Here is a 26,473-nt window from a genome sequence, read left to right as displayed (position 1 = left end):
CCGCTTAGCTGTACCGGCGGCCGCCCAGCCAGCTGACCATCGCGGGGTCGCGGTGGTCGAAGAAGAGGCTGGCGCCAGTGTCCAGGGCTGCGATGCGGGTCATCTGGTCGTCGGTCAGGGTGAAGCCGAAAACGTCAAGGTTCTGGGCCATTCGTTCGGGCCGGACGGATTTGGGGATGACGACGACGCCCCGCTGGGTGAGCCAGCGCAGCACCACCTGGGCCACGGACTTGCCGTGTTCCCCGGCGATGGCGGCCAGGACCGGATCGGTGAACAGGTTGTTCTTGCCCTCGGCGAACGGGCCCCAGGACTCGATCTGGACGCCGCGTTCGCGCATCAGCTCCTGGTCCGCCGCCCGCTGGTGGAAGGGGTGCGTCTCGATCTGGTTCACGGCGGGGGCGATCTCGTTGTGGTCGATCAGGTCAACAAGCCGGTCCGGGTGGAAGTTCGAGACGCCGATGGCGCGGGCCAGGCCCTCTTTGTTCAGGTCCTGCATGGCGCGCCATTCGCTGTAGTAGTCACCGAGCGGCTGGTGGATCAGGTAAAGGTCCAGGTAGTCCAGGCCCAGCCGGTTCAGGGAGTTCTGGAAGGAGCGCTTGCTGTCCTCGTAGACGCTGCCGGCGGGTGCATGCTGGATCCAGAGCTTGGTGGTGATGAAAAGGTCGCCGCGGTTGATGCCGCTGGCCTTGATGGCAGCGCCCACGGCCTGCTCGTTGCCGTAGGACGCGGCGGTGTCCAGGTGCCGGTATCCGGCGGCCAGGGCAGCTTCTACCGCGGCCTGGGTGTCCTCTTCCGGGATCTGGAAGACGCCGAAGCCGAGGATGGGCATTTCGACGCCGTTGTTCAAGGTGACGTTCTGCATGGGATGTTCCTTAGCGTTGTTCATTGGGGGTGGAAGGTGAGGTAGGTGCCGCGGTGCGGTGGGCGGCCTGGTATTCGTGCTCGGTGACGGCGTCGAGCCACCTGGCGGTCTGCCCGTCGTCGTCGTGCTCCACCATGGCCAGGTGGCACATGGGGCTGTCCCTGGTGGCGCCGTGCCAGTGTTCCTCCCCGGGCGGGGTGTAGACGGTGTCGCCGGCCCGCAGGAGGATGGCTTCGCCGTCGCGGTTCGCCACCAGTCCGGTGCCCTCCGTGCAGTACAGGGTCTGGCCCACCGGGTGCGAGTGCCAGTGGGTGCGGGCTCCGGGCGCGAAGCGGACCAAGGCGGTCCGCAGACGGGACGGCGCCCCGGCGGCGTGGAGTGCGGTGAGGTGGACGTCTCCGGCGAATCTTTCGGACGGGCCTTTGGCGGTGGTGCCGGGAAGGGCGAGGTGCATTCATGATCCTTGGTGTCGCGTCAGGGGGTCTGGTTCAAGACAACCAGCCCTTTGGTGCGCATGGGAGTGTCTGTTGTGAGGTGTACTGGCAGTTCCTGTCAGGTGCTCCCGGGGAGCCGTAGCGTAGGGGCATGGACAATTCGAAGGACGTCCGCGAGTTCCTGATGAGCCGGCGGGCACGCATCACACCCGGCCAGGCGGGGCTGCCCACCTACGGCGGAACCCGGCGGGTGGCAGGGCTCAAACGTGAGGAAGTGGCCATGCTCACCGGGGTCAGCACGGAGTACTACGCCAGGCTGGAACGTGGGAACCTGCGGGGCGTTTCCGAGTCGGTCCTGGACTCCCTGGCCCGAGCCCTGCAGCTTGACGAGGCGGAGCGGGCCCACCTGTACGATCTCGCCAAGGCCGCCGCGCCGGGTCCTTCCGCCAATGTCCGCCGGGCAAAGACCGAACTGCGGCCCAGTGTGCACCGATTGCTGGCCGGGATGACCGGCACCCCCGCCTACATCCGGAACGCCCGGATGGACGTGCTGGCAGCAAACAATCTCTGCTTCGCCCTGTATACGGATATCCTCAGCCCGGCCACCCTGCCGCTGAACCTTGCCCGTTTCATGTTCCTGGACCCGCGGTCCCGCGAGTTCTTCGTGGACTGGGAAACCCTCGCCGACGACCTCGCCGCCGCGATGCGCGCGGAATCCGGCCGCAGCCCGCGGGACCGTGCCCTGAACAACCTGATCGGTGACCTCGCCGCCGGCAGCACCGAGTTTTCCACCAGGTGGGCTCGCCATAATGTCCGCTTCCACCGCACGGCCCGCAAAACCTTGCACAACCGCCTGGTGGGAGACGTAGAACTGATGGGTGACGCCCTGGAGCTTCCCCGGCGAGGGGCTGACCCTGATTGCCTACACCGCCGAGCCTGGCAGCGAAGCCGAAGAGAAGCTCGGTTTCCTTGCCAGCTGGAGCAACGCCCAGGGCACCACGGCTGAGTCTGCACCGGCCATGCCGCCCACAGCATGAGCCACGGCTGTGAGGGCGGCCGCGGCCGGTAGGATCGGAGGACTGCCGCGGGGGTCGGCAGGATTGTGGGGGAACACCGTGAATCATCAGCCGCTTCGCCGTGCCGCAGGCGCGTTCTCCTCTGCCGGGATGGCACTGCTGGCCGGCGCCGCGCTGGTCCTGGCCTCCGCCGTCGTGCCCCCGCCTGCCGCCGCCGCCGACGCCAAGTCGCTTGACGCCGTCGGCCAGCCCCTGGGCATCGCCACCGGACCGGACGGCACCCTGTACGTCAGCGACGACGCCTATGCCGGGGTTGTCAACGCCTACGCGCCGGGGGAGACCGCCCCGTCCCGCACCATCAAGACCGGTCGTGGCCCTACCTCGCTGGCGGTGACCGCCGATGGGACCCTGTACGTGTCCCAAAGCGAGGGCGCCCAGTCCCAAATCGGCGTCGTTGCCCCGGGCGCCGGCGAGGTTTCCCTGGTGATGAAGGTGTCCTCCGGGACCCACTGGCTGACCGTGGGCCCGGAGGGATCGCTGTATGTGGTGAATCCGGACGAGCACTCGGTGTCAGTCGTCAAGCCGGGCGACGCGTGGGTCCAGCGGACCATCCAGGCCGGCCCGCATCCGGTGAGGCTGGCGGTGGCCAATGACGGGACGGCCTATGCCGTTAACGAAGCCGCAGGCACCGTGACCGTGATTCCGGCCGGTGCGCCGTGGCCGTCGCACACCCTCGACGTGCAAGCCGGGGCCCACCCGCACGGGATTGCCGTCGCGCCGGACGGGACCATCTACGTTGCCAACATCATGACCGCCGATGTGGCGGTGATCGAACCGGGCGGAACCACGGTGTCGCGGCGGATCCCCGTAGGCCAGGCGCCGCAGGAGGTCCTGGCCGCCGCGGACGGGACCGTGTACGTGACCAACAGCATGGACGATACTGTGTCCGTCATCCCGGCCGGTGCTGCCGCCGCGCATACGGTCGCCGCCGGCGATGATCCGGGCCGCATGGCCCAGCGGGCTGACGGGTCCGTGGTGGTGGTCAACAGGCGGAGCAGATCGCTGACAGTGATCGACGCCGGACCGGCCGGCGCCGTTGCGGCCCCCGCCACGGGTGGGGACGAGCCAGCGGAAGCAGCGGCCGACGGCGGCGCGTCAGACGGTGCGGTTGTTGCCAAGGCTTCCTTCGACGTGCCCGTTGCGGCAGTTGCCGCTGTGGCGGGTGCTGGGCTCCTCGCCAGTGCTGCGTTCGTTGTGGCGGTGCTCCGGCGGCGCAGGAGAATCAGCGGGGCCGACGCCGCCGAGGCCTGGGCGCTGGACTAAGCCCGGCTCTCAGTCCCGGGGTGCCGGGCTGACCGTGCCAGGTTGATGATTGCCCTGCGCGTAGTACGAACGCAGGCCATGCTTCACACCCAGCCGGACGATCCAATACAAAACAGCTGCAACAAGTGCCGCAGGTACCAGCAAAACAGCGGCATTCAACAGCATCCACGCAATATCCACAGTGTCCCCCAATGTGAGTTTTCAACCAAGCCTCTCATAGAGCCTGGCACATGGGTGGAACCTACTGCGGGCACTGCCTTGACGCGAGGGCGGCGAGATCGTGGATCAGGCGCCGCACCTCATGCTCCCGGTTCCTTGCCCGGGAAGGCTGGCCTTGGATGGGTGTGAGTTTGCTGCGTGGGGGAGCGGGGACAGGCCGCAGATGGGTTGCCGGCGATGCCGGCAGTTGTTCCTTGGACACAGCTGGTTGGGCTGTGCCTGCGTGCTCTGCCGCATCCGATGCGTTGCAGCTTGTGCCTGAAGATTCATCCGTGAATTTCAAGAGGGACCCCCTTGGGCGAGCTTGTCTGAACACCATAGGGACCTGTGCTGCGGCGGGGAAGGGGATTTATCCATGACGGGGATTAATTGCGCGAATCTTGAGATCGCGCTGTACCCGCGGCCCGTCCTTACGTAGCCCGAACCTTGGACTCCGTGCGGTCACCGCCGGCCGCTGGCGGTGTGCCCGGCCCGGGCCGGGCAAGGCGCCGGAGCAGGGACACGGCGTCGTCCACGGGCACCGGCTCGAAGAATTTGGCGTCGGCGAGTTCGACGGCGGCGATGGCCCGGGGAGCCAGCTCGGCTCCGGCGCTGGTGACGCGCAGCCGTTTGGCCCGGGTGTCCGCCGGGTCGACTTCCCGTTCGATGAGTCCCTTGCCCTCCAGGGCGCGCAGGACCTGTGAGGCCATCTTGACGTCGGTGCCGGCCTGCCGGGCCAGGGCCAGCTGGTTGGGGTGCTCGCCCTGGTTGTTGAGCCACCAGGCGCAGGCGAGCAGCACGAACTGCACGTGGGTGAGATCGAGCGGGGCGAGTGCCGCGGCGATCTCCCGCTGCCAGCGCAGCGTGGCGTGCCAGAGCAGGAATCCGGGGCTTTCGCCGGGGTTGAGCGGCATCAGCCGCCTGCCATCTTGGCCAGTGCGGCCATGGTTTCCGGCCAGTCGGCGGTGATGCCCGGCCCGATCTGCGGGCCGGCCTCGTCGGCGCCGTCGCCCGTGATCTCCATCCGGTACACCACCCGGATCCGGTCCCCGCCGGCTGGATCGATGCGGTGGGTGGTGCGCAGGAGCAGGCCGCCGAAGCGGGCCTCGTCCACGAACCGTTCGTTTTCGACCGCCTCGGCGATGGCCAGCGGGATCGGATCGTCCCCCGGAGGCGTCATCAGGATCTGGGTGCCTTCAGCGAAGGGGCCGTTGATCTCGATCTTCTCGATCTCCCCGTTCCAGGCGCCCCAGTTCTCGACGTCGGACCAGAGCCGCCAGATGGCTTCTGGAGTTGCGTTGGTGTCGATGCCGTGCTCGTATTCCCACATGGTGGCCTCCTGAAGAGATGATCTATATAAAGATTATCTATGCACAGACTATTTCTTGTCCAGAGGGGAAACCCGCAGGTTTACCTGTACCCTGACACAGTAGGTTCAAGGGCTTCGGCGCCCCATCGACCAAGCCCGAGTTTGTTGCCGGCGGACGGTCTGGACTCCTGGCAGCGTCCCCTTCGACGTCGTCGAACCCCCACTGCAATCGGCCCGAATCCGATCGCACCCAACATCTTGGAATGGAACTTCATCCCTACTGGCACCCCAGCTCCGGCGGAAGTCCCGCCCTTTGACCCCATCCCTTTGAACGCAGCGGCGGCCGCCGGGCATGTGACCTGGAAGGACGCCGGCACCGGGATGGCAGCGCGGTGGCGGTCGGCCAACGGCAGGCCTGCGCCCGGGCGGGTGGAGGTGGTGGACGACGCCCTCACGGCCGACGATGCGTACCGCATGGCATCACAGGGGATCGCGATGCTCTGGCACGGAGACTTCCACAACGCGCGGCAGATCCTCAACGCCCTGGACCGCCGGATAGGCGCCGGAAAGAAGGCCGCAGGAACCCCGGCTGAGAGGTTCTACCGGCACCGGCAAGCCGCCTCGCACCGGGCACGCATCCTGGGCCTGCTGCTGATTCCCCTTGATCCGGGTACGGTGGTGCCGCTGCGCCGCGCACCGGACATCGGTGAAGCCGCCGCGGCAGCATACGGAGTTATTGCAGAGTCTTCCGTGGTGTCCCTGCACGAGCTTGTCGGGGCCATCGGCGCCCACGAGTGGCGGCGGACCGGCGTCTACGTCGATGCCCTGCAGGACCGTATCCACCCGCATTACGGTACGTTCTTTCCCACCCGCAGCGAGTATGTGGATCTCGTGGCAGCGGCCGCGCTGCCCGCGGACACGCTCGCGTTCGACGTCGGAACGGGCACCGGAGTGCTCGCCGCCGTCCTCGCCCGCCGTGATGTCCGCCGCGTGGTGGCGACGGACAATGAACCGCGTGCCATTGCCTGCGCCGCGGAGAACTTCCGCAACCTCGGAGTCGAGGACCGCGCCGAGGCGGTGCTGACCGACATGTTCCCGCCCGGACGGGCACCGCTGATCGTCTGCAACCCACCCTGGATTCCGGCCACGCCGCATTCCAGCCTGGACAGCGCCGTCTACGACCCCGGGAGCAGGATGCTGTTCCGCTTCCTGGCAGAACTCCCCGGCCACCTGGAGCCGGGCGGTGAGGGCTGGCTTGTCCTGTCCGACCTCGCCGAGCACCTGGGCCTGCGCTCGCGGGCGGACCTGCTGGCCGCCATCGCAGCGGCCGGGCTGACGGTGGCGGAACGGCTGGACACCAAGCCAACGCATCCCAAAGCTTCGGACCGCGACGATCCCTTGTTCGCGGCGCGCTCGGCCGAAGTCACGTCACTGTGGCGGCTGGTCAGCCAATAGTCACAAGGGATGTGTCCCGGGCCAGCGCGGACTGGTCCAATTGGGCTCTCCTATTCGGTCAGCCCATTCCTGATCGCGAACAACGTGGCGCCCACCCGGTTGGTGGCGCCGATCTTGGTGTAGATGTGCTCCACGTGGTTGCGGACGGTTTTCCGGGAAAGGAAGAGGCTCTCTGCGATCTGGGCCGGCGTCAGGCCGCGGCACAGCATGCCGAGGATCTCCACTTCCCGCGGCGTGAGCCCAGCTGCGGCGGCATGCGAACGGCGGGGCTGCTGGCCGGCCGCCACGAGCACCGCCTCCACCGCTCCGGCGGCGAGCCTCCCGGCCGAAACTTCCTGCCGGAGCCGGTCAGCCGCAGCGGCTGATGTGAGTGCGGGCCGGTGCGGGCGTGGCTCCACGGAGGCATGGTAGGAGTCCGCAGCCGCCAGAATCCGCTGCTTGATCCCCAGCTCGCTTCCGCCAATCCCGCGCGGATAACCGGACCCGTCCAGCCGCTCGTGGTGTGAGCCGGTCAGGGCCGCCTCGCCCTTCAGCCCGGGCACGCGGCTGAGGATCCGTTCGCCCAGATACGGGTGCATGCGGATGCGTTCCTGCTCCAGCGCGGAGAGGGGCTCTTTCTTGTCCCACACCTGGTTGGACACCCCCAACCGGCCCAGGTCGTGCACCCATCCCGCGCGGCGGAGCTCCCTGACGTCTTCCGCCGGCAGCCCGTGCTCCTCACCGGCGGCGGCCGCAAGCGCCGCCACCGCGCGGGAGTGTCCGGCCGTGTAGGGGGACTTGAGGTCTGCGAAGTCGCCGATGGCGCGCAGCACCGTATCAAGCTGGCCGCCGGACAGGGGAGCGTCGGTGGGAGCGAGGTCAAGGGCCGCCTGCCAGCAGTCGACGTCGAGAAGTCCTTCGGTGAGTGCCTGGGCCTGGTCGATGAACAGCTCGGCCAATGCGGGATCAAACTGGCTACCGCGGCGTGCCCGCACCATTGCCGCCGCGCCGGCCACGCCTTCAGTCCGGAGGAACACTTCGGCGGTATCAGCCAGGTGCATGATCCGCATCTCCAGCGGGATGTCCGGCCCAGCCACTCCCTCCGGCAGCCCCTTCCCGTCCCACCGCTCAAAGGTGTGGGTGAGCAGTCCTGCCACGCCGTCGTCGAGCCCTACACTGCTGGCCAGCACCCCGGCGGAGACGCAGTGCGAGGCAATCATGGTGCGCACTGCCCCGCTGCCGGTGGCCGCGAAACGCGTCCAGCGGGCGAGGCGGGGGAGCGGCGGGAGGCCGGCGCCGGCGTGGCTGAACATGCCGGCGTACATGGGCAGGCCGTGCTGGTCGCGGCGGTAGTAGTCGGCGCGGAAGGCGATATCGTCCGTGAACAGCGCGGCGAGTTCAAAGGAATCCGCGTGGCAGCCGATCCAGGCCAGCTGGTTGGCGTAGTAGATTCTGCCCTGGCCCGCCGCGTCCACGCCTGCGGCCCCGGCGATCCGCAGCGCCAGCAGGGACGCGCGCAGCATGTGCTCCATCGGCTGCCCCAGCCCCAGGTCGATGGCGAGCGACAGCGCGGCCAGGACTTCGCTGCGGCGGGGCGCAGCCGGTGACTGCATCACACCTGCCATTCTAGGAAGCCGCCGGCCTCGGCAGTAGGGACCGCGCGCCGTCGGCCGTTATGCCGCCTGGCTTCTCCCGGTCCGTCCCTGGACAGCGCCTGGTCCGGCGGATTGTGCGGTGGACGGGAACCGGACGCCCACCTGCGCTCCGAACAGTCCACGCTGTGGAAGCCAGAAGTCCGCCAGGTGGTCCTGGACCTTGAGCGGGCCGGGCCGTCCGGCGCCCTCACCCAGGACGGTTGCCCTGGAATCGGTGACGAGCCACAGCTGCCGGGGCTGGGCCTGGAACGTCTGGCCGTTGGGTACCCAGCCGGACATTTTCATCCGGCCGGCGCCGAGCAGTGGCCCGGCGAACGCCCCCATGGCCTTGAGGACGGGGTCGCTGCGCCACAACCTTTCGGGCATCCGCACGGCCATGGCGGTCAGCATCTTCGTGGCCGCGGAGGTGCCCAGCTGCAGGTCCCAGTCGAGGACTCCCGGGATCGTGATCACGGCGCTGGACGGGCCGCTCCAGGTGATGTCGACGTCGGTTTCCACCGTGCGGTGGAACGCCAGCCCGAAGTAGCGGGCGCAGCTGAATTGCGGCGGGACGTTGGCGTAGAGGGTCCATTCGCCGCCGGGGGTGCGGTGCCAGACGGAGCGGTAGCCGGGGCCGACGGAGCTCACCGGAAAATCCCGGAATGCCAGGTAGTGGCCGCTGCTGAAGGGCAGCCCGAAGACGGCGCTGCCGGCGAAGTGCTCGGCGGGATCCTCGGGGAGTTCGGCAAGTGTCGGAATTGCCTGTGCTGATGACTGCGGCTGGTGGATGGTCATGGCCGCCTCCTTGTCTCTATGCCTTGAGATTAGGAGCGGGCCGCGGCAGGGGCATGGGGCAAGTGCCCCATTTAGGGTTGGCTTTTACGCGGCACCGATGGCGTCGAGCCACTCCTGGAAGGTTTGGCGTCCGACGGCGGAGCCCGGCGCCGGGATCAGCGCGCCAGAGCGCATGGCCGCGCCCATGGGGCCGGGGACGCGGAGCGGAATGATCCGCTTCTTCTGCTGCGTTTTGGCCAGATAGGCCGAGACCAGGTCCTTCAGCTGTTCGGTCCGCGGGCCGCCCAGGTCCGGGAGCCGTCCCTTCGGGCCGGCCTCGGCCGCGTCCACCAGGGCCGCTGCCACCTCCTTCGCCGCCACCGGCTGGGTGACCATGGTGGGCACGAGGGCCAGCGGGCCCACGGAGGCCGCCTTGATGGACATCGGCACGAACTCGTGAAACTGGGTGGACCGGAGGATGGTCCACGGAACGCCGCCGTGCCTGACCTCGTCCTCCTGCACCAGCTTCCCGGCGTACAGTCCCGAATTGGCCTTATCGATGCCCACAATGGACAGCACCACGTGGTGCGTTACGCCGGCCTTCTTCCCGGCAGCCAGCAGGTTCTGGGTGGCGTTGGTGAAGAAATCCACCGCCGTCTTGGTGGACAGGACCTGGATGCCGGAGACGTCGATGACGGTGTCGACGCCCTGGAGTGCCTGGTCGAGACCACGCCCGGTGATGAGGTCTACCCCTTCCGCGCGGCTGAGGCTGGCCACGTGGTGCCCGCGCTCCCTGGCGACGGCCACCACGTGGCGGCCTACTGTCCCGGTTCCCCCTGCAACGGCAATCCTCATGGAAAGAAGCCTAAGCCTGAACTACCCCATAGAGTCAGGCACTTTGGCACGCGGAGCCGCCGTGTAATTTACGACGGCGGCCGGCAGGCGTGCGGACTAAGTGTTCAATGCGCCGATGGCTCTGGAAGCAGCCTGGATACTTTCCCAGCCGCGGCGAGCAGCCGCTGCAGTGACGGAATCCGGCGGCGCGCCCTTGTTTTCGAGAAGGGCCACGATGGTTGCGTTGACCACGTCCTCCCGCAGCTCAGCGAGCCACGGGCCCCGAATGTTCGGCATGGCCGGCACGCGGGCCCGGCACGTCAGGAAGTGTCCGGCGACAACGGCGAAGGCAAAGCAGGCGATGCCGGCAAGCAGGAGCTTCAGGATGTCGTCCGGTCTGGTTGCCACGATGTATGCAGGAGGCGCGATCAATGCGGCCATCAGCCCCAACCGCAGTGCCAGGACTTCCCGGCTGCGGCCGGCCGCCCTTCGCCGCGCCCAGACAGCGGCCAGCTGCTTATCCCGGACAGCCTGGGCTTTGATACGCCATTGCCGCTGGGAACCGAGGTGAAGCCGCACGAGGGCGCGGGCGGCAGCGAGCTCTTCAGGGTTCTCGCGTCGAAGCGCTTCCACAGCCGGGTCTGGTTCATCCGCCCAGGCGCTCCTCAGCCGGCGGTCAATGGCTGCTGCCATCACGTCCAGGCTAAGGTTCGCGGCGCCCTCTGCCACCTCGGCCGGAGCAGAGCCCGGCGGCGCCGCCTGCACTGCGCTCGCCGAAGCTGTGCGGTGCCCATAGCGTGGCGAGCCGTCGGCGAGTTGGTATTCATTGCTCATGTTTCCCCCAAGAGGGCCCCGCCGAGGCAGTAGCCCTAAGATCTGTTCCAGTCCCTCGAAGAAAGTCTTCGCCGCATGGACTGCTGAAAATATTGTCCGGGAGGCGGCGGGCGTAAAGCGCAATTCTTGGCAAATCCTTCGACGCTTTTGAGCCGACGTTGAGGAATCCAAGGAAGTCTTGAGGTCGCTCTGGTCGAATCAGCCGGACATGTTGTCCGGATACCGAGGGAACCCTGGGGTAGTCTTAAACTTGCAAAGGAACGTCGAGGTAGTTTCCTACCCCGACGTTCTTTTCATGAATTCGATATGCTACTTGGTGCTGGAATTTCCGGAGCAAGAAGCCATCGCACCCGTGCCGGAGCCGCTGTTCTTGGAGACACTCGCGCCGTCTACCAGGATTTCGCAGGTAACAGAAGTGGTAGCGCTGAAGTCGCCTGTGACGCTGAGGGTGCTGAAGCTGATCCCCTTCGCGGTCAGGTCTTTCTTCCAGTTGGCGGCAATGTCCTCGTTTGAGGAACCATTACCGTTCCAGTAGGTGACCTTCGCAGGGCCTGTGGTGGTCACGACGTACTCAACCTTGTGTTCTTTGTTCAGCGCATCGTTGACCCCGTTCGCAGCTGCAGCGACCAGCGACGTCACGATGATGGCAACTATGATGGCGACCGCGCCCAAGATAAGGCCGGCGATGGAAGTGCCCTTTTTAGTGAATTTCCGGGTCAGGCCAATAGCCCCGAAGATTATGGCCAGTGGGCCAAGAATGAATGCGACAGTTCCCAGAATCGGAATGATTGCGAAGACGATGCCGACAATGCCGAGGACCAGGGCCGTGGTCCCGAATCCGTTACCTTTCAGCGGCTGGTTGGTGCTCGGCGTGGAAGAACCTTGGGCAAGGGGAGGGGAATAGGGTTCACTCATGACTGTCCTTTGTGTGATGCGGTCTAGATAATGCCGCGGTCAACCAATTCAGGTGGAGTGACAAGTTAGGCTCGTTCCCCCCAAGCAACGGCGATCTCAGTGTATGCAACTTTTGGACGAATGGCGTGCTCTTTCCCTACCCAACTGAATTATTTCGATTCGGACATTGAAGTTGCAGGCTGGAGCAGGTGAATTTGATTGGATCCTGCGGAAAACCTGCGCCAAAACTTTAGTTAGGCCAGCCCCGATGGGGCTATGATCTGCGAACGGGTTGAGATGGAGCTCATTCTGTTTTTCAGGGGGAAATTTGAAAGTCTATAACTCGCCGAACAACTGGCCTCGACCGCCACTAGGCTGGCAGCCACACGAGGGCTGGCACCCGGATCCTGCGTGGGGACCTGCTCCTCCGGGACACAATTTCTGGATTGAAGTTCCTGAGACGGCTTTTGCTCCGGAGCCGCAGGGTAAGACGCTTACGACAACAGCATTCGTGCTGGCGGCTGTGGCAATCGTCTTGTGTTGGATTCCGATTCTCAACATCCTGGGATTTCTCTTGGGACTCAGTGCGGTGGTTATGGCCATCATTGCTTTGACTACCACGCGACGTACTGGGTTCCCGGTGCAGGGTATGACTATAGCCGCCCTGGCTATCGGAGGAGTCTCGCTAATCGGCGTTATTACATTTCAGATGGCTTACTCCTCATCTTCGAACGAACGACACAACGCAGGCGCTTCATCAGCGGTTACGCAGTCGGCCGTGCCGTCGGCTACTTCGGCGCAGCCGCCAACGAGCAGCCCCGAAGCAGTTGTGGCTGTGGAGGGGTCTGCTGAAAAGCCTCACTCCCTTGGTACCGCTGCCATTGTGGGAAGCGATTATCAAGTTCAAGTTCTTAGTGTCAAGCTCAACGCGACTGACGAGGTAGTCGCCAACAACATGTTTAACAAGTCTCCAAAGGGAAGGTACGTCCTCGTCGATCTTGCCGTGACCTACGCAGGGGCTAAAGAGGGGAATCCTTGGATTGACTTGTCACCAACGTTTGTAGGCACAGATGCCAGGCAATATGACGCCAGTTCGTGCGGGGCTTCTCTGGACAATGGAGCCATGCAGGTCCCGACCCTTGAAAAGGGCGGTCGGGCAGACTATCAGGTCTGCATGGACGTGCCCATCGGGGCGATTGACGGTGGCAAGATCTTCATCCAAAAAAGCTTTTCCACGAATAGCAACTCCAGGATCTACTGGGGACTGAGTTAGTGCTGAAATGGGGGACCAATGACCGAGAACATCCCGTCGATACCGCCCGCGCCGAGGTCTGTGCCGAATTACCCGTCGCACGCGCCTTCTGGATCCGCCCCGGGCCATGAAGCGGCCTACGGAACGTCGCAGCCCTACGACCTGTCGCCGCCCACCTTCGGCCAGCAACCCCAATTTCAGCATCCTCAGTACGGCGAAACGCCTCTGCAATTTGCGCCGCAGTGGTACACGCCGGCGCCAGAACCCAAATCTTCGGGCTTACGGGTTGCAGCGGGCATCGTTGGCATAGTGCTCGGCGCCCTCCTGTTGTTCCCGGCTTTGGCGGGATTCGCGCACAATGTGATCGCTGGCTTCCTCTTGCTAGTGGCGGCACTGGGGAACGTCACCACCGGAATTGTTCTGTTAGCCAGTCAGCGCAGTCGCAACCGCGGTGCGCCAATCACCTCCCTAAGCTTCGCCGGATTCGCCCTCTTAACGGCCCTTCTGGCGGTCCCGTTTCTCGGCGGGGCTGTGCTCGTCTTCGCGGTTCTTCTGGCGATCCCGGTCGTAATCCTCATGGGCATTGGGCTCGCACGGGAGAAGAGTGCCGCTTAGTCCGTCTGGGTACCTGAGCCAAGCAGTCCTGACTTTTGTCGTCGCGGCAAGGGTACTCGCATTGCTATCCGGGCACCGCTGCCTTCGCCGCGCGGGTCGCGTTCATCCACTCGGTCAGCCATGGGGCCCGGACGCTTGAGGTGATCCGGCAGTCCGCAACAAAAGTTCCGCGAGCGCCGGCGTCGATCCAGTGCTGCAAAGCGGACAGGTCATCCAGCGAGCGGATCACCGCCGACTCAGCCCCCAAAGCCCGCGCGACGCCACTGAAGTCCACCTCGGGGATCAGCATGGGCTTCTCGGTCAGGCCCTGCGAGCCGTACTGGTGGATCTCGGCCCCGTAGGCGGCGTCGTTGTAGATCACCACGATCGCGCTGCGGGCCGTACCGATGAGCGACTCGAGGTCGGACAGGCCCATCAGGAATCCGCCGTCGCCGGAGGCCAGCACCAGGGTGCGGCCGTCCTCCAGCGCGCGGCCGGCCCCGACGGCGCTGGCCAGGCCCAGCCCGATGGTCTGGTAGGCGGTCCCCACCATTACCAGGTCCTGCGGCCGCGGGATGTTCCAGTACATGGGCGCCCAGCCGATGAAGTGGCCGCCGTCCTGGACCACCGTGCGGCGCTCCGGCAGCACGGCGTCGAGGGCGGTGGCGAGGGCGCGCGGGTCCAGCCGGCCGTCCACAGTTTCGGCCGAACCGGGGTGGTGCCCCGGCCCCGCAGCCAGTCGCCGGGAAGCTTCCGCCCGCCAATCAGCCACAGCAGCCTCGCGGTCCAACAGAGACAACAGCCGCGAAGCAGCGGCCTTCGCGTCCGCGCTGACGAACAGGTCAACCCGCGGGTTGGTCGGCTGCAGGGCGGTGTCGATCTGGATGACGGTGCTGTCCGGGCCCAGCAGGTGCCCGAAGCGCATGGTGAATGGGCTCAGGCTGGCCCCGGCCACCAGGACCACGTCGGCCTCGCCCATAAGTCCGGCCGCGGTGTCGGTGCCGAAACCGCCGGCGACGCCCAGGTACCCCTCGCCATTGAGGAGGTTGAGCGCCAGGGCGGTTCCGGCGGTCAGTGCGCCGAGCCGGTCGGCGAGTTCGCGGAGCTCCTGCCCGGCGCCGGCGAGGTGCGCACCCCGGCCGGCCAGGATCAGCGGCCGCCTGGCACCGGCGAGCAGGCGGACAACCTGCCCAAGTCCGCCGTCGACGTCGTCCGCCACCTTGGGTGCCGTTGGCTCCGAAAGGTCCTCGTCCGCAGCCTCGAGTGCGGCGAGGTCGTAGGGGATGGCGAGCACGACGGCGGTGCGCCGGGTGAGTGCGTACTCCACGGCCTGTCGGGTGATGGCGCCCGCGGCGTCGCGGGTGACGGTGAAGGTGGCCGCGCCGAGGCCGGCGGCGATGGCCGCCTGGTCCACGTCCCAGGGCCGGGCGCCGGTGGTGGGGGCGTCGCCGGTGACCAGCACCACCGGGATCTGCGCCTGGACCGCCTCCGCGAGGGCGGTGAGCGCGTTGGTATAGCCGGGCCCGTAGGTGGTCGTGCTCACTGCCAGCCGCCCGGAGGTGCGGTAGTAGGCGTCTGCCGCGGCGATGGCGGCGCCCTCGTGCCGGACCGGCGTGAAGCGCAGGCCCTGCTGCTCCGCGGCGTCCAGGAAGTACACATTGCCGTTGCCCATGACGCCGAAGACGTCGCTGACGTAGCTGCTGAGAACCTGCGCCACGCGGCCGGAGACGGTAAGAGAAGTCATGCAGGCATCGTGTGGCCTGCATCTCATGTTTGCAATACCGCAGGATTCAGCTGGGACTTTTGGCAGTAAGGGGGTGAGAAGGTGACAAAACGCCCAGCTAAGCCAACAACTGAGGTGCGGAGCCACTCTTTAGTTGGAGTGTTTCAGTAGGGCCGGCTCACCCGTCGACGCCTAAGTTTGAGCGCCAGATCGCTGAGGGACCATCCGGTAGCGCCACATAGGTATGGCTGCTGCTCGTGAGATCAGCAGCCATACCTATGGAATTAGCGAGGCCGAGCAAATTGGTGCGGTCCTACCCTGCGTAGACCGTCACGGTCATATGCTGCGGGGTCAGTTCTTTTTGAGGTTTACCGTCAGGGTAGTTCCCAGTGCACTGACCTTGTAGCTGATGCTGCCGCCTTCGTACTTGAATTCCTTGGTCGCGTCACTGGATGCGAGGAGTGCCGACTTGGTGGCATCGACATCCCGTTGCGACGTCCAGGTGTAGGGCTCACTGGCGCTGGTGGGGCCGGCGAACGTGCCAACCCAGTAGATCGAGGTCGTATTGCCACCGTCGGAAACCCACTCGATAGTCATCTTGTCGGCGGTGATGCTTGCCTGCTGGTACGACTTCTCGCTGTTCGGGTTGCTCTGCTTCCAAGCGCCAGTCAGGTCTGGGACCTTCGGAGCCTCCTGCGTCGTCTTGGAGTCGGAAGCAGCGCCCGCGGTGCTTCCTGCGCCGCCGCAAGCCGTCAAGGCAAGAACGGCAACGAGAGCAAGTGATGAAATGGACTTTTTCAAGGATTCCCCCAAATGGAAATAGGTAATTGAAGCATCAAGAATCATATGCCGGGGGACCGCCGGTGGTCGCACGCAGAACCACGAGTCGCGCGCCCAACAATAGAGACATTCTGTTGCGGCAAAGTTGCAAACATTCCAAGCGCCTCTATGTGGGTCCTTCGGATCGCTATGTCACCGCGCCTAGTCAGCCGGAAGCGATTCCTGCTCCGACAGCCGGCTGATCAGCCCGTCATACCGCGGCGGCATGAGTTCCAGGATGGAGATGGCGGTGCTGGTCCGCTCGATCCCGTCGATTTCCAGGATCTCGTTGGTGATGCGGTAGAGGTCGGCCGTGCCGCGGGCCACCACCTTGGCCATGAGGTCAGCGTCCCCGGTGGTGGCGTGCACCTCGATGACTTCCGGGATGGCGGCGAGCCCGTTCTCCACCGAGCCTGTCCGGGTCTGGCTGATGGAGAGGGAGAGGAAGGCCATGAGTTCGTAGCCGAGTGCGGCGGGGTCCAGCCTGCGGCTGAAGGAGCGGAGCGCACCGCTGCGCTCCAGCCGCGCCAGCCGGGCGTGGACGGTGTTGCGGGCGACGCCGAGCGTCCGGGAGAGTGCCAGGGCGCTGGCTTCGGGGTCCTTGTCCAGGGCAAGGATGATCCGGCCGTCGAGCGAATCGAGTGTGCGAGAGTTCACGATGGTCATATTTTCACCAGAGGTACTAGAAGTTGAGCAGAAGTCCCAAGCACCGGAGCCTACCTTGCATTGTGGTCCGGGTCACTTCCATGATCGGACTTCATGACCAGTGATCAGCTTGTGGCCGCCCCCGAAACTGCGTTGCCCACCCTGCGTGGCGCAGTGACCGGGCTTCCGTCCTACGTCCCGGGCCGGCGTGGCGCGGGCGCGGACATCGCCGCCCTTGCCAGCAACGAAAGCCACTACGAGCCCCTGCCCGCAGCCACCGCTGCCGTGGCCGAGGCGGCCGGCAGGATGAACCGCTACCCGGACATGGCCGCCGTCGAACTCCGCGAACGGCTCGCCCGGCACCTGGGCGTGACCGCAGAGGAGGTGGCGGTGGGGCCCGGCAGCGTGGGTGTCCTGCAGCAGATCATCACCGGACTGTGCGACGCAGGGGACGAGGTGGTGTTCGCGTGGCGCTCCTTCGAGGCCTACCCCATCCTGGTGGAGCTGGCCGGCGCCCGGCCGGTCCGCGTCCCGCTGAACGACGCTGAGGGCCACGACCTCGACGCCATGGCCGCCGCCGTCACCGACCGCACCAAGGTGATCCTGCTCTGCACACCCAACAACCCCACCGGCGTGCCGATCAGCCACGACCGCCTCGAAGCCTTCCTGCAGACCGTCCGCTCCGACGTCCTGGTGGTGATCGACGAGGCCTACGTGGAGTACGCCGACGCCGGCAGCGGCCCCGATTCCCTGACGCTCTACCGCCAGTTTCCGAACGTGTGCATCCTGCGCACCTTCTCCAAGGCCTACGGGCTCGCCGGCCTGCGCGTCGGGTACGCAATTACGACGGCGGCAATCGCCGAAGGTCTGCGCCGCACCGCCCTTCCTTTCGGCGTGAGCGCGCTGGCCCAGAAGGCGGCCGTCGCGTCGCTGGACGCGGGGAGGAGATGGAAGGGCGGGTTTCGATGGTGAAGCTGGAGCGTGCCCGGATGGCCGCTGAGCTGGCAGCCCAGGGCTGGAAGCTGCAACCGAGCCAGGGCAATTTCCTGTGGATCCGTACCGATGCTGACCTGTTGGCGAGGCTGGTGGACGCGTTCGATGGCGCGGGCATCCTGGTCCGGGCCTACCAGGGGGACGGCGTGCGGATCACCGTTGCCGATCCCGCCTCCAACAACCGCGTGCTCCGTCTCCTCGAAACCCACGCGGCACTGGCAATTCTCTGATCCTTTCCCATTCCGTTCCACCGACAAGTAAGAGGAACCCCCATGGAACAACAGACAACGACGTCTGCGCGCCCTCTCGGCGCAGCCCTCAAACCACGCCAGCTCACCATGATGGGCCTGGGCAGCGCCATCGGTGCGGGCCTGTTCATCGGCTCCGGGGCCGGCATTCAGGCTGCCGGCCCGGCGGTGCTGATCTCCTACCTCGTCGCAGGCACGCTCATCATCCTGGTGATGTGGGCCCTTGGCGAGATGGCCGCCGCCAACCCGGACAGCGGCGCCTTCTCCGTCTACACCGCCAAGGCGTACGGGTCGGTGGCCGGGGCCACGGTCGGATGGCTGTGGTGGATCCAGTTGGTGGTGGTCATCGCGGCCGAAGCGCTCGGTGCGGCGGGCCTGCTGGCCACGATCTTTCCTGCCCTGCCGGTGTGGCTGATGGCCTTGATGTTCATTGTGGTGCTTACCGCCGTGAACCTGACCAGCGTGAAGAACTTTGGCGAGTTCGAGTTCTGGTTCGCCCTGCTCAAGGTGGCGGCGATCGTCGGGTTCCTCCTGGTGGGCTTTGCGCTGCTGTTCGGCTTGGTACCGGGCGTGCAGTCGCCGGGCCTGGGCAACTTCATGGGGGAGGGCTTCGCGCCGAGCGGTTTCGGCGGGATTGCAACGGCCCTGTTCGTGGTGGCATTCGCGTTCGGCGGCACCGAGATTGTCTCGGTGGCGGCAGCCGAAACCGCAGAGCCGGCCCGCAGCGTGAGGAAGGCTGTGCGGACCGTGCTGTGGCGCATCCTGGTGTTCTACATCGGTGCCATCTTCGTGATCGCCGCGGTGGTTCCCGTGGGTTCGGTTGGACTGAAGAGCCCGTTCGCCGCCGTGCTGGACGCGGCCGGTATGCCCGGCGCTGCCACTGCCATCACCCTGGTGGCCGTCGCGGCGCTGCTCTCGGCTCTCAACGCCAACCTTTACGGTGCTTCGCGGATGGCTTTCTCCCTGGCCGAGCGCGGTGAAGCACCTCGCGTGCTTGCTGCGGTGTCGAAGGCACGTGTTCCGGTTGTGGCAGTCCTGGCCAGTGTCGCCTTCGGTATTGTCACGGTGGTGCTGGAGCTGGCCTTCCCCGAGAAGGTCCTTCCGGTCCTGCTGAACATCGTGGGCTCGACCTGCCTGCTGGTGTGGACCTCCGCGCTCCTGGCCCAGCTCGCGCTCCGCCTCCGTGCCGACCGAGAGAGAACCGAGCTTCCCCTCCGGATGCCCGGATTCCCGTGGCTGACTGTTGTTGGGCTGGTCATCCTCGCGGCGATCTTCACGGTGGGCTTCATCGGCGAGGACTCCCGTCCCCAACTGCTCAGCACCTTCGGGCTCGTGGCGGTTCTTGCTGCTGGGTGCTGGCTGAACCACCGGTCGGGGAGGTCTCTGGCCGTCGTTGAAGCAACTGACCAAGCCAAGCGTCGAGTGCTCATCGACTGAGATAGCCGCTGGGTCGGATATGCAATTGGATGATTGGTCCGCGTACTCGCCAATAAGCGATTCAACTTGCCTCAGTGCCGGCACTGAGCGGAGCTTATGCAACTGCAATGTCCGTTTCTTGAGGCGATGCCTTCGATCTTCGCCACCATATCGAGGCGTCCGTCGCTAAAAGCTCGAAGAGCTGAACGAGATTCTCAAGATTAGCCCAACTTCGGAAGCGACCTATGGGGACTGCCTTACTATCGCAGGTATGAGCGGCGGGTTCACTAAACTGGGTTACAAAATCGAGCTTCTTGATGGACAAGCCGTCCTGCCCCAGGGTGGTGATTTATGGCATTTCTGCGAATGGAATGATGCAGCCGATAAAATCCGGCTATACAAAGAACATGCCGTTGGACACCGACTCAATGCCCATGAAAGTCATCCGGTCGAGCTTGCACTTGTGCATCGCCCAGACAATGAATACAACAAGTACGCAATATCTATTTCAGCACCAACGCATTACGGCGGTGATCGAGAGCAGCGATTCTTTGGCTACTTCTATGACTATCAACTAAAGAGCATAGGCATGACGCGCCTTGCTGATCTTGCAGAGACGACAAATGGTGCAATCCGGTGCACCGGCATCGCTACCCAACAGGGATTGGTTATCGACCTTGCGAAACCCAAAGCGTTGGCGCACGCGATTGACGTGTTCCTCGGTTATGAAGCCACAAAGACACATACAAATCCTAGTTCTGTTACTGAAAAAGCCTATGACTCTCTAATCGCGTTCGACGCGGAACAATTTGAAATTGATGGGCTTCACTTGGAAACATTCTTTGGTCGAGATGGCCGCAGAGTGATACTCAGGGATAAATCCACGCGAAGACTGGTCGGATATCTTGACAAACGCTTTCTCGTTCTCGAGGACGAACGCGAACGAGAGAATGTTTTGAAGTTGCTTTCGAGATTGGACGTTCCAGTTCGCCGGCCAATATCCGAAGGCCGGGTTGATCTGAAAGCCGATTGGCCCCTGAGTCGGGCTCCGAACCTTCAAATGGATATCACAGCCGAGGTGTATCAGTTTCCTCCTGTGGTCCCGATAGCTCGATACAACCCGAAAACGAGGAAGTTGTGGGTGGAAGACAGTCGGCTGGTCGGCCCGTCGTTGTGCTATGCAGCGCGAGTCGGTCTGGAAGTGGTCGAAGTTGGCGTCCCAAGGAAACCATGGAGACTCGATGATGAAGTACCCTTCGACGTTCTTAGGAATTACGGGCGGAGGAATGAAGTTCGTCGTAAGCAAGAAAAAAAAGTCGAGCACACGATTCGTTCTATTTATGATAAGGCTTGTGAGGCAACCCTGCAGCGTCTGATAACTAAAGACATGCTCCATGCTAAATCCTTCCAAATTATGCATGGTTTGCTTCTTGAATCAAAACATGAAGCAATATTCAATGAATCATTTGTGAAGACTCGGAGCAATCTGTTCGGTGCTCTCATCCTAACGCACAAACTTGATAAATGCCGGCTTTGTGGACGGATGGCGGCAAAATTTAAAGCCTCGATTTGCGTGGAGGAGCTGGCATACTGTCACAAGTGTCTCGAGTTCGCAAGTACTGGACTGTTTGAGAATCGTCCCCGCGCCGTTGAAGCGCTGAAGCTGATCGCCGAACTCGAATTTAATGATGAGCCGATGCTGGAAGGGCAGCTTGAAAGTCTGCATTTAAATCCCGAGATTTCGGTGACGGCTGAATTTATAGATAGGCTTTTACTATTGCGATTCCTAGTCAAACGACAAAAGTTCCCCTGGACCTTACTCTTGGAAGCGGCCGGTTTCGCCAAGGATGGATTGCGCCTTAGCCGAGGTACTCTTATGCGCGCGCGTGATGGTCATTTGTGTTTCTCGATGCGGGAAAAGGCCATTTGTGACTTTTTGCATCAGTTCGGTGTGGAACATGAACGGGAGCCTTTATATCCCTTGGATGAACTACTCAATCCATTGCAGCGACGCAGGGGTGATTGGCGGCTTGCTGATGGAACTTTCGTTGAGTTTTGGGGACTGCCAAATGATCCTACCTATGCTGTGAAGATGCGCGAGAAGCGTGAGCTGGCCCGAAAGCATGGGCTTCCTTTGATCGAAATAACGGATCCGGATCTCCCCAGACTGCCGCTCGTTTTTGCGCCATGGCTGCGGGTAGCGACGCCTGGGGCTACCTCCTGGGTTTGGTCGCCGATGGTAGAGCCGGTCAAAGAAAATACCAAGCAGAAAAGCAGTGATGGGCACGGACGAAACGCGACCAATGCAGCTGCACGACGGGACCGGATTGATCGGTGCCGACGCGCACTCGAGCTGCAGTTGAATGGCTCCAGTAGGAGAGACATATCGACGGTGCTCGGTGTTAGTCAGGACGGAGTCAAACTATTGCTCCGTGACGCCAAATTCTTTGAAAACCCAGCCTCAAATGAACGTCGACTACAGCGGGCTCTCGCGGCCGATTCTGCGCAGAAGCGTGGGCTGACCAAGGCTCAGTACAAAGAGGAGAGCGGCTTCGACGACCCTCAAGTGAATCAGTCATGGAAGGATGCAGACGCTCTGAATCTGTCGGAGATTCTCGGGCGAGGGCAGACGAAGCGAGAAGAATGATCGCGTACCTTTGTACGGTCTTGAAGCGAGCAGTTGTCTACCGACAGCGATACTGGAAACTAATCAAGTCTGGGGCTTGCGTTTCGCCCAACTGGCACTTAATGGATCGTTTATATGAGAAGCCCTTATTGCCGCCGCCAGCACGGCTGGTCTTGTGTAAACGACGTTTGGTGTTCTTAGATCTAGGAAATAGCCTGGCGCCATGGACAAGTTCGTCGGAGGACAAAGTAGTGCGGCGCTGCCTGAACGACTTTATGAACTTTTGAAAAAGTGAGGGGCTCAGGCTCGATTGGACGCGTACGAGGTTTAGACAACGACGTCTAACCGCGCCCTCGGCGCGGCTCTGAAACCCCGGCAGCTCACGATGATGGGGCTGGGCAGTGCCATCGGCGCGGGCCTGTTCATCGGCTCCGGCGCGGGCATCCAGGCCGCCGGCCCGGCGGTGCTGATCTCCTACCTCGTGGCCGGCACGCTCATCATCCTGGTGATGTGGGCTCTGGGCGAGATGGCGGCCGCCAACCCGGACAGCGGCGCGTTCTCCGTCTACACCGCCAAGGCCTATGGCCCGGTCGCTGGCGCCATGGTGGGCTTGCTCTGGTGGATCCAGCTCGTGGTGGTCATCGCCGCCGAAGCCCTCGGCGCGGCAGGCCTGCTGGCCACCATCTTCCCGGCCCTGCCGGTGTGGCTGATGGCCCTGGTGTTCATCGTGGTACTCACGGCCGTGAATCTCACCAGCGTGAAGAACTTCGCCGAGTTCGAGTTCTGGTTCGCCCTGCTCAAGGTGGCGGCAATCGTGGGGTTCCTCCTGGTGGGCTTCGCGCTGCTCTTGGGCTTGGTGCCGGGTGTTCAGTCGCCGGGGCTCGTCAACCTCATGGGGGAGGGCTTCGCGCCCCGCGGGTTCGGCGGAATTGCGACGGCGCTGTTCGTGGTGGCGTTTGCATTCGGCGGCACCGAGATCGTGTCGGTTGCGGCAGCTGAGACCGCGGAGCCGGCCCGGACCGTGAAGAAGGCCGTCCGGACCGTGCTGTGGCGCATCCTGGTGTTCTACATCGGCGCGATCTTCGTAATTGCGGCCGTGGTACCGTGGGGTCTGAAGGCCTGAAGAGCCCGTTCGCCGCCGTCCTGGACGCCGCCGGCATGCACGGTGTGGTTGGCCTCGTCATCCTCGCGGCGATCTTCACGGTGGGCTTCATCGGCCAGGACTCCCGGCCGTAACTCCTGAGTACGTTGGGCTTGTGGTGCTTGTTGCGGTGGGGTGCTGGGTGAAAGACGGCAACCGGGACGTTTCCCGGCCAGGTGTCGAGTCCTCCGAAAGCAACAAGCAGACGGCGCTCCTCAACTGAGTCAGGCGCATTGGGCCCTTCCGAGTTGTTTGCATGTAAGGTACACGGCACGGGCTTGCGCGCAGACGGATTGATCGCAACAACCTGGCGAAAAGCCAGTCCCCGTCGCCCTTGTGGTCCCGGGCGTTAACGACACCGAGGACCTGCTTGGTGTTCATAACCATGATCGTTGTCATCCACGGCTCGAACCGTGTCCACGCCTTCGTAGCGGGATTCTGGAAGCAGCGCACCGACTGGAACCGGTGCTCGTCAACGCCGAGCCTCTGGGCGGTGAGCTTGAAGACTTCTGGCAGCCGCAGCAGACACGCCTCGTTCACTGCGGCCCGTACTATCCACCAGGACAGGCGCGTCGTCAGTTCATAGCAGTATTGGTTCGAAGCATGCGGTGATGAAAAGCGTGTGGGAAGCACTCAAAGACGCGGGTCAAGCATGCCGAAGGCCCGGATCGTCCCCGGACAAGATAAGTTTGGTGAAGTTTACAGATCACAAAGCAGAACGAGGTAAGAACATGGCTGGGGCATACACGATGGTGCCGTACCTGGTGACTATGAGGACGAAATACGCGCAGGGTGACCACGACAAGCCCCTTAGCAATGTCGATGGCTCAGGTACGACAATGTTCAGCTTTCTTGCCGGCATTCTTATTTCTTCTTATGAAGCGAACCGTACGTTTCGTATGGGTCCGGTCGCGCGCGGCCGAACATATAACATCACCACCCTTTCCACCTCAGATAATGCCATTTACTTGGAAATTCAGATCGGGACCCGCGGAGTTCGGAGTGTTCTCACTGATGAAGACTCCGGCGAAACCTTTACCAGGACGACTAAGATTCCTGAGCATGTGACGCTTCGCAATTGGATTGTATTCCCTGAAGGAGGTCGGCACGCCGTGCTTTTTGCAGAACATCTGCACGGAATCGGCGTTGCGGGATTTCTGGGCAAGCTCATTGTCGATTCAATGAGGGTGCTAATGGATGGGCTCACTACAACAGTTCGTCCCCTTACGACTCTCGAAGGGCTCAAATCTGGACACTACACGGGCATTACCTTTAAGGCTCCTCGGAAGCGAGATTCACAGGGCCACTTCCTGGATGACGGCGTTAGAGTAACTGTTACCGCTAAGTACCCGGGCGCTAGATCCCTGAAGGATCTTCAATCAGAAAACGGCAATATTGAAACCGCAAAAGTATTTGGCGTACTCGAGAGCCAACTAGGGCATCCCGCGGGGAGTTCTGTTGATATGGGCTGGAACGCGGCGCTAGCAATCCAATTGCCCAGTGGCCACCAGCGAAGTTTCCAAGTTGGGAAAGGGGCTCCGGGTCTCGTTTACTCGGTCGAAGCGGCCGCTCACCAGATGTCACAGCCTGGTGCTACAACTGAAACCGATGGCGCGGTGGGAACGAATAACGACGTTGACTACCCTACATACGATGACTTCGTGACCTGTTGCGCCGTCGCTCTTGCAGAACTCGAGGGACAGTATTCGATTACGGCTTCAACCAAGGACCTGCTTCAGGCGCCGGTTGGTTGTTGGCCTGAAGAAGACTTCCCCAGAAGGAAGGTGACCTGGAATGACCCTCTTGCACCCCAGCAGGATACTTAGAGATCAATTCACTAGGCCGAGGGACGGGAAGTCTGGCCGGCGGGCTCCCTCCTGGCTGCAGGGACTGTGGATCCTACTAGCAACGGGTGTCGGCTTCAGTCTATGGCTTGGCGACGTAGCTACTGTTGCAGTTGGTGCCCTTTTGACTGCAACTTCTATAATGACGGGCCTGACCTTCACCATGGCTATGCGTTTTTGGGAGCGCCGAGTGGATGCCCGGAGCGATCCAGACATTATGTTCGACTTGCAAAGGGTAAATCTTCTAGACGCAATGAGTACGCATCTTCTTTGGACAGTAGTAGCTGGTATCCTGAGCACTGCTTGGCTCGCAGGAGCTGCTCTTGTCTCTGGTAGTAGCGTCGCTCCCTGGGCGTCCGGAATAGCAGGTGGACTTTTTGCATACCAGCTAATGCTCGTACTGCATGGCCTAGTAAAGCTGTACAGCGCAGCAACAGAACTTACGTGATTGCTGTCAATTAGCGCGCTCGGTGACGAGTTGAAGCCTCCCGGAATTTCACAAAAAGTACCGAACTTTCGCTGGTGTCCTGCTGGAAAGGTCAGTCTGTCCCTACTGCCTCTACGATTGTCCTTGCTGCCTGGTGTAGACCTACGACAGGGTTGAGGTTGCCGGAAACGCGAGCCGGCAATTCAATTCTGAAATTAACTGAACGTGCATCGATATGCCTGAAGGGCATTAGGTCGATTGAATGCAAAACCTCAATGTTACTATCGGTCATGTCATAGCAGCGGACAAACCGCGTGACAAAGGGGCGGGTGTAGGAAGCGTCTTGTGACATGCTCCTGTGATTGTAACCAAGTTCCGCTCCGGAGCCGTATTCGCGAATGTGTGCTTCGAGGGTATTAATTAACTCAGCCTTCCCCGCAAGTTGGGGGCGGAGTCGACACGAGTGATGATGGAGTCCACCAGCATAGGAATGGAGTAGGCACCGTCGGCGTCCGCCACCCAATCGAGCCCGATGCTAATGAGAAACAGTCCAGCTTCCGGTCCATTATTTTCATCACCGTCTTGGCGCTCAATTTGATGAATTCCTTGAAGCGTGTGAGAGGAAGTAGAGCGCGTTGTTGTCTTCACCTCTATACCAATTCCTCCCCAAGAGAAGTCTCTCAGAGATTCCCGCCAACCGTCCCAGGCTCCGAGTAGCATCGCGAGTTGGGCGTCGTCCACTTGCCGGGTTAGAGCTTCGAAGATCAATAGTTCGCCGGCCAGCCCAAGCAGCGCTTGGTCTGAGAGTCGTAGACGCTTGATCGAGAGTGCGATGATGGGTTCTACCTCGGCGAAGGCTAATGCCAAATTCTCGTCGGCGCCGCGTCTGATCAGTTCGACGCAAATGAAGGCTGCGACCTGGTCGTAGTGGCCAACGCTGGGCAATACAAGCCTGTTTGCCTCGAAGGATGCTAGACCCCGCGCACGATGCCACGTCTGATAATCCAACGCTTCCCGTACGGGTCGAGATGACGGAGCAAGTTCCGGCCCTGATAGGAATATTTCAAGTTTGCCATCGTTTGTCCTGGATAAGCCCACGACGCCCCTTGGCGTAGCCCATGCGATTTCTCGTTCAGTAGAGGACTCAGGTGATTCCAGGGTGGCGATCCGGTGTAAAAGTGCCTCGTAGCTTGTCATTG

Annotated in this window: 21 protein-coding genes and 2 pseudogenes; 10 read left to right on the top strand and 13 right to left on the bottom strand. The window is 63.0% G+C overall.

Going from position 1 to position 26,473, the window contains the following annotated elements; genetic code table 11:
• Positions 1-4: 4 nt before the first annotated feature.
• Positions 5-862 (bottom strand): aldo/keto reductase, encoded by an 858-nt coding sequence (locus tag ACX5I6_RS19685; RefSeq protein WP_461841592.1) that lies wholly within the window; start codon positions 860-862, stop codon positions 5-7.
• A gap of 10 nt (positions 863-872) precedes the next feature.
• Positions 873-1,316, bottom strand: coding sequence for a (R)-mandelonitrile lyase (locus ACX5I6_RS19680; RefSeq protein ID WP_461841591.1), 444 nt, complete (start codon positions 1,314-1,316; stop codon positions 873-875).
• Positions 1,317-1,447: 131 nt separating this feature from the next.
• Here ACX5I6_RS19680 and ACX5I6_RS19675 point away from each other — a divergent pair, with 131 nt between their 5' ends.
• Together ACX5I6_RS19675 and ACX5I6_RS19670 are read left to right on the top strand one after the other, a co-directional pair.
• On the top strand, positions 1,448-2,302 hold the full coding sequence (locus ACX5I6_RS19675) for a helix-turn-helix transcriptional regulator (protein WP_461841590.1): 855 nt from the start codon (positions 1,448-1,450) through the stop codon (positions 2,300-2,302).
• Positions 2,303-2,411: 109 nt separating this feature from the next.
• A complete protein-coding gene (locus ACX5I6_RS19670; RefSeq protein WP_461841589.1) occupies positions 2,412-3,635 on the top strand; it encodes a Vgb family protein in 1,224 nt (407 codons plus the stop codon).
• A gap of 629 nt (positions 3,636-4,264) precedes the next feature.
• Here ACX5I6_RS19670 and ACX5I6_RS19665 read toward each other — a convergent pair.
• Together ACX5I6_RS19665 and ACX5I6_RS19660 are read right to left on the bottom strand one after the other, a co-directional pair.
• Positions 4,265-4,747, bottom strand: a complete 483-nt coding sequence (locus ACX5I6_RS19665) for a MarR family winged helix-turn-helix transcriptional regulator (RefSeq protein WP_461841588.1) — start codon at positions 4,745-4,747, stop codon at positions 4,265-4,267.
• Positions 4,747-5,163, bottom strand: a complete 417-nt coding sequence (locus tag ACX5I6_RS19660) for an SRPBCC family protein (protein WP_461841587.1) — start codon at positions 5,161-5,163, stop codon at positions 4,747-4,749. Before ACX5I6_RS19660 ends, ACX5I6_RS19665 begins: the two co-directional genes overlap by 1 nt.
• Positions 5,164-5,523: 360 nt before the next feature.
• Between ACX5I6_RS19660 and ACX5I6_RS19655 the strand changes: the two genes are divergently transcribed.
• Positions 5,524-6,597 carry a methyltransferase gene (locus ACX5I6_RS19655; protein ID WP_461841757.1) on the top strand — a complete coding sequence of 358 codons (1,074 nt, stop codon included), beginning with the start codon at positions 5,524-5,526 and terminating at the stop codon, positions 6,595-6,597.
• A gap of 50 nt (positions 6,598-6,647) precedes the next feature.
• Here ACX5I6_RS19655 and ACX5I6_RS19650 read toward each other — a convergent pair whose 3' ends face one another.
• The 5 genes from ACX5I6_RS19650 to ACX5I6_RS19630 all read right to left on the bottom strand — a co-directional run bounded on the left by ACX5I6_RS19650 (position 6,648) and on the right by ACX5I6_RS19630 (position 11,567).
• The gene (locus ACX5I6_RS19650; RefSeq protein WP_461841756.1) at positions 6,648-8,189 is read right to left on the bottom strand and encodes an HD domain-containing phosphohydrolase; all 1,542 of its coding nucleotides are present in this window, start codon (positions 8,187-8,189) and stop codon (positions 6,648-6,650) included.
• Positions 8,190-8,249: 60 nt separating this feature from the next.
• A complete protein-coding gene (locus tag ACX5I6_RS19645) occupies positions 8,250-9,005 on the bottom strand; it encodes a hypothetical protein (RefSeq protein ID WP_461841586.1) in 756 nt (251 codons plus the stop codon).
• Between the two features lie 84 nt (positions 9,006-9,089).
• On the bottom strand, positions 9,090-9,839 hold the full coding sequence (locus ACX5I6_RS19640) for an SDR family oxidoreductase (RefSeq protein ID WP_461841585.1): 750 nt from the start codon (positions 9,837-9,839) through the stop codon (positions 9,090-9,092).
• Positions 9,840-9,935: 96 nt separating this feature from the next.
• Entirely contained in the window at positions 9,936-10,652 is a 717-nt protein-coding gene (locus ACX5I6_RS19635; protein WP_461841584.1) for a hypothetical protein, read from the bottom strand.
• Between the two features lie 309 nt (positions 10,653-10,961).
• Positions 10,962-11,567 (bottom strand): hypothetical protein, encoded by a 606-nt coding sequence (locus ACX5I6_RS19630; RefSeq protein WP_461841583.1) that lies wholly within the window; start codon positions 11,565-11,567, stop codon positions 10,962-10,964.
• Between the two features lie 502 nt (positions 11,568-12,069).
• Between ACX5I6_RS19630 and ACX5I6_RS19625 the strand changes: the two genes are divergently transcribed.
• Both ACX5I6_RS19625 and ACX5I6_RS19620 read left to right on the top strand, forming a co-directional pair.
• Positions 12,070-12,819 (top strand): hypothetical protein, encoded by a 750-nt coding sequence (locus tag ACX5I6_RS19625; RefSeq protein WP_461841582.1) that lies wholly within the window; start codon positions 12,070-12,072, stop codon positions 12,817-12,819.
• Between the two features lie 18 nt (positions 12,820-12,837).
• Positions 12,838-13,413, top strand: coding sequence for a hypothetical protein (locus tag ACX5I6_RS19620; RefSeq protein WP_461841581.1), 576 nt, complete (start codon positions 12,838-12,840; stop codon positions 13,411-13,413).
• Between the two features lie 64 nt (positions 13,414-13,477).
• Here ACX5I6_RS19620 and ACX5I6_RS19615 read toward each other — a convergent pair whose 3' ends face one another.
• The 3 genes from ACX5I6_RS19615 to ACX5I6_RS19605 form a co-directional block, all read right to left on the bottom strand.
• The gene (locus ACX5I6_RS19615) at positions 13,478-15,136 is read right to left on the bottom strand and encodes a thiamine pyrophosphate-binding protein (RefSeq protein WP_461841580.1); all 1,659 of its coding nucleotides are present in this window, start codon (positions 15,134-15,136) and stop codon (positions 13,478-13,480) included.
• Between the two features lie 330 nt (positions 15,137-15,466).
• Positions 15,467-15,961, bottom strand: coding sequence for a hypothetical protein (locus tag ACX5I6_RS19610; RefSeq protein WP_461841579.1), 495 nt, complete (start codon positions 15,959-15,961; stop codon positions 15,467-15,469).
• A gap of 135 nt (positions 15,962-16,096) precedes the next feature.
• Positions 16,097-16,600 (bottom strand): Lrp/AsnC family transcriptional regulator, encoded by a 504-nt coding sequence (locus tag ACX5I6_RS19605; RefSeq protein WP_461841578.1) that lies wholly within the window; start codon positions 16,598-16,600, stop codon positions 16,097-16,099.
• Between the two features lie 93 nt (positions 16,601-16,693).
• On the opposite strand from ACX5I6_RS19605, the pseudogene hisC reads away from it, so the two are divergent.
• From hisC to ACX5I6_RS19580, 5 genes and pseudogenes are all read left to right on the top strand, one after another.
• Positions 16,694-17,802, top strand: a pseudogene (gene hisC / locus ACX5I6_RS19600) (histidinol-phosphate transaminase).
• A 42-nt stretch (positions 17,803-17,844) separates the two neighbouring features.
• Entirely contained in the window at positions 17,845-19,257 is a 1,413-nt protein-coding gene (locus tag ACX5I6_RS19595; protein ID WP_461841577.1) for an amino acid permease, read from the top strand.
• Positions 19,258-19,507: 250 nt separating this feature from the next.
• Entirely contained in the window at positions 19,508-21,883 is a 2,376-nt protein-coding gene (locus ACX5I6_RS19590; RefSeq protein WP_461841576.1) for a hypothetical protein, read from the top strand.
• Positions 21,884-22,247: 364 nt separating this feature from the next.
• Positions 22,248-23,059, top strand: a pseudogene (locus tag ACX5I6_RS19585) (amino acid permease); the annotation flags it as partial.
• Positions 23,060-23,695: 636 nt separating this feature from the next.
• The gene (locus ACX5I6_RS19580; RefSeq protein WP_461841575.1) at positions 23,696-24,829 is read left to right on the top strand and encodes a hypothetical protein; all 1,134 of its coding nucleotides are present in this window, start codon (positions 23,696-23,698) and stop codon (positions 24,827-24,829) included.
• 865 nt (positions 24,830-25,694) lie between these two features.
• Here ACX5I6_RS19580 and ACX5I6_RS19575 read toward each other — a convergent pair.
• Entirely contained in the window at positions 25,695-26,471 is a 777-nt protein-coding gene (locus ACX5I6_RS19575; RefSeq protein ID WP_461841574.1) for a PD-(D/E)XK motif protein, read from the bottom strand.
• Between the last annotated feature and the right edge of the window lie 2 nt (positions 26,472-26,473).

This window comes from Arthrobacter sp. MMS24-T111 (genome assembly GCF_054888995.1).
Note: the sequence above shows the minus strand (reverse complement) of the source record. Positions and strands in the feature narration are given on the sequence as shown.

What these genes read in the sequence shown, in the direction of transcription:
- ACX5I6_RS19685 (WP_461841592.1), bottom strand. Translation starts at nt 862, where the DNA reads ATGCAGAACGTCACCTTGAACAACGGCGTCGAAATGCCCATCCTCGGC.
- ACX5I6_RS19680 (WP_461841591.1), bottom strand. Translation starts at nt 1,316, where the DNA reads ATGCACCTCGCCCTTCCCGGCACCACCGCCAAAGGCCCGTCCGAAAGA.
- ACX5I6_RS19675 (WP_461841590.1), top strand. Translation starts at nt 1,448, where the DNA reads ATGGACAATTCGAAGGACGTCCGCGAGTTCCTGATGAGCCGGCGGGCA.
- ACX5I6_RS19665 (WP_461841588.1), bottom strand. Translation starts at nt 4,747, where the DNA reads ATGCCGCTCAACCCCGGCGAAAGCCCCGGATTCCTGCTCTGGCACGCC.
- ACX5I6_RS19660 (WP_461841587.1), bottom strand. Translation starts at nt 5,163, where the DNA reads ATGTGGGAATACGAGCACGGCATCGACACCAACGCAACTCCAGAAGCC.
- ACX5I6_RS19655 (WP_461841757.1), top strand. Translation starts at nt 5,524, where the DNA reads ATGGCAGCGCGGTGGCGGTCGGCCAACGGCAGGCCTGCGCCCGGGCGG.
- ACX5I6_RS19650 (WP_461841756.1), bottom strand. Translation starts at nt 8,189, where the DNA reads ATGCAGTCACCGGCTGCGCCCCGCCGCAGCGAAGTCCTGGCCGCGCTG.
- ACX5I6_RS19645 (WP_461841586.1), bottom strand. Translation starts at nt 9,005, where the DNA reads ATGACCATCCACCAGCCGCAGTCATCAGCACAGGCAATTCCGACACTT.
- ACX5I6_RS19640 (WP_461841585.1), bottom strand. Translation starts at nt 9,839, where the DNA reads ATGAGGATTGCCGTTGCAGGGGGAACCGGGACAGTAGGCCGCCACGTG.
- ACX5I6_RS19635 (WP_461841584.1), bottom strand. Translation starts at nt 10,652, where the DNA reads ATGAGCAATGAATACCAACTCGCCGACGGCTCGCCACGCTATGGGCAC.
- ACX5I6_RS19630 (WP_461841583.1), bottom strand. Translation starts at nt 11,567, where the DNA reads ATGAGTGAACCCTATTCCCCTCCCCTTGCCCAAGGTTCTTCCACGCCG.
- ACX5I6_RS19620 (WP_461841581.1), top strand. Translation starts at nt 12,838, where the DNA reads ATGACCGAGAACATCCCGTCGATACCGCCCGCGCCGAGGTCTGTGCCG.
- ACX5I6_RS19615 (WP_461841580.1), bottom strand. Translation starts at nt 15,136, where the DNA reads ATGACTTCTCTTACCGTCTCCGGCCGCGTGGCGCAGGTTCTCAGCAGC.
- ACX5I6_RS19610 (WP_461841579.1), bottom strand. Translation starts at nt 15,961, where the DNA reads ATGATTCTTGATGCTTCAATTACCTATTTCCATTTGGGGGAATCCTTG.
- ACX5I6_RS19605 (WP_461841578.1), bottom strand. Translation starts at nt 16,600, where the DNA reads ATGACCATCGTGAACTCTCGCACACTCGATTCGCTCGACGGCCGGATC.
- ACX5I6_RS19595 (WP_461841577.1), top strand. Translation starts at nt 17,845, where the DNA reads ATGGAACAACAGACAACGACGTCTGCGCGCCCTCTCGGCGCAGCCCTC.
- ACX5I6_RS19590 (WP_461841576.1), top strand. Translation starts at nt 19,508, where the DNA reads ATGAGCGGCGGGTTCACTAAACTGGGTTACAAAATCGAGCTTCTTGAT.
- ACX5I6_RS19575 (WP_461841574.1), bottom strand. Translation starts at nt 26,471, where the DNA reads ATGACAAGCTACGAGGCACTTTTACACCGGATCGCCACCCTGGAATCA.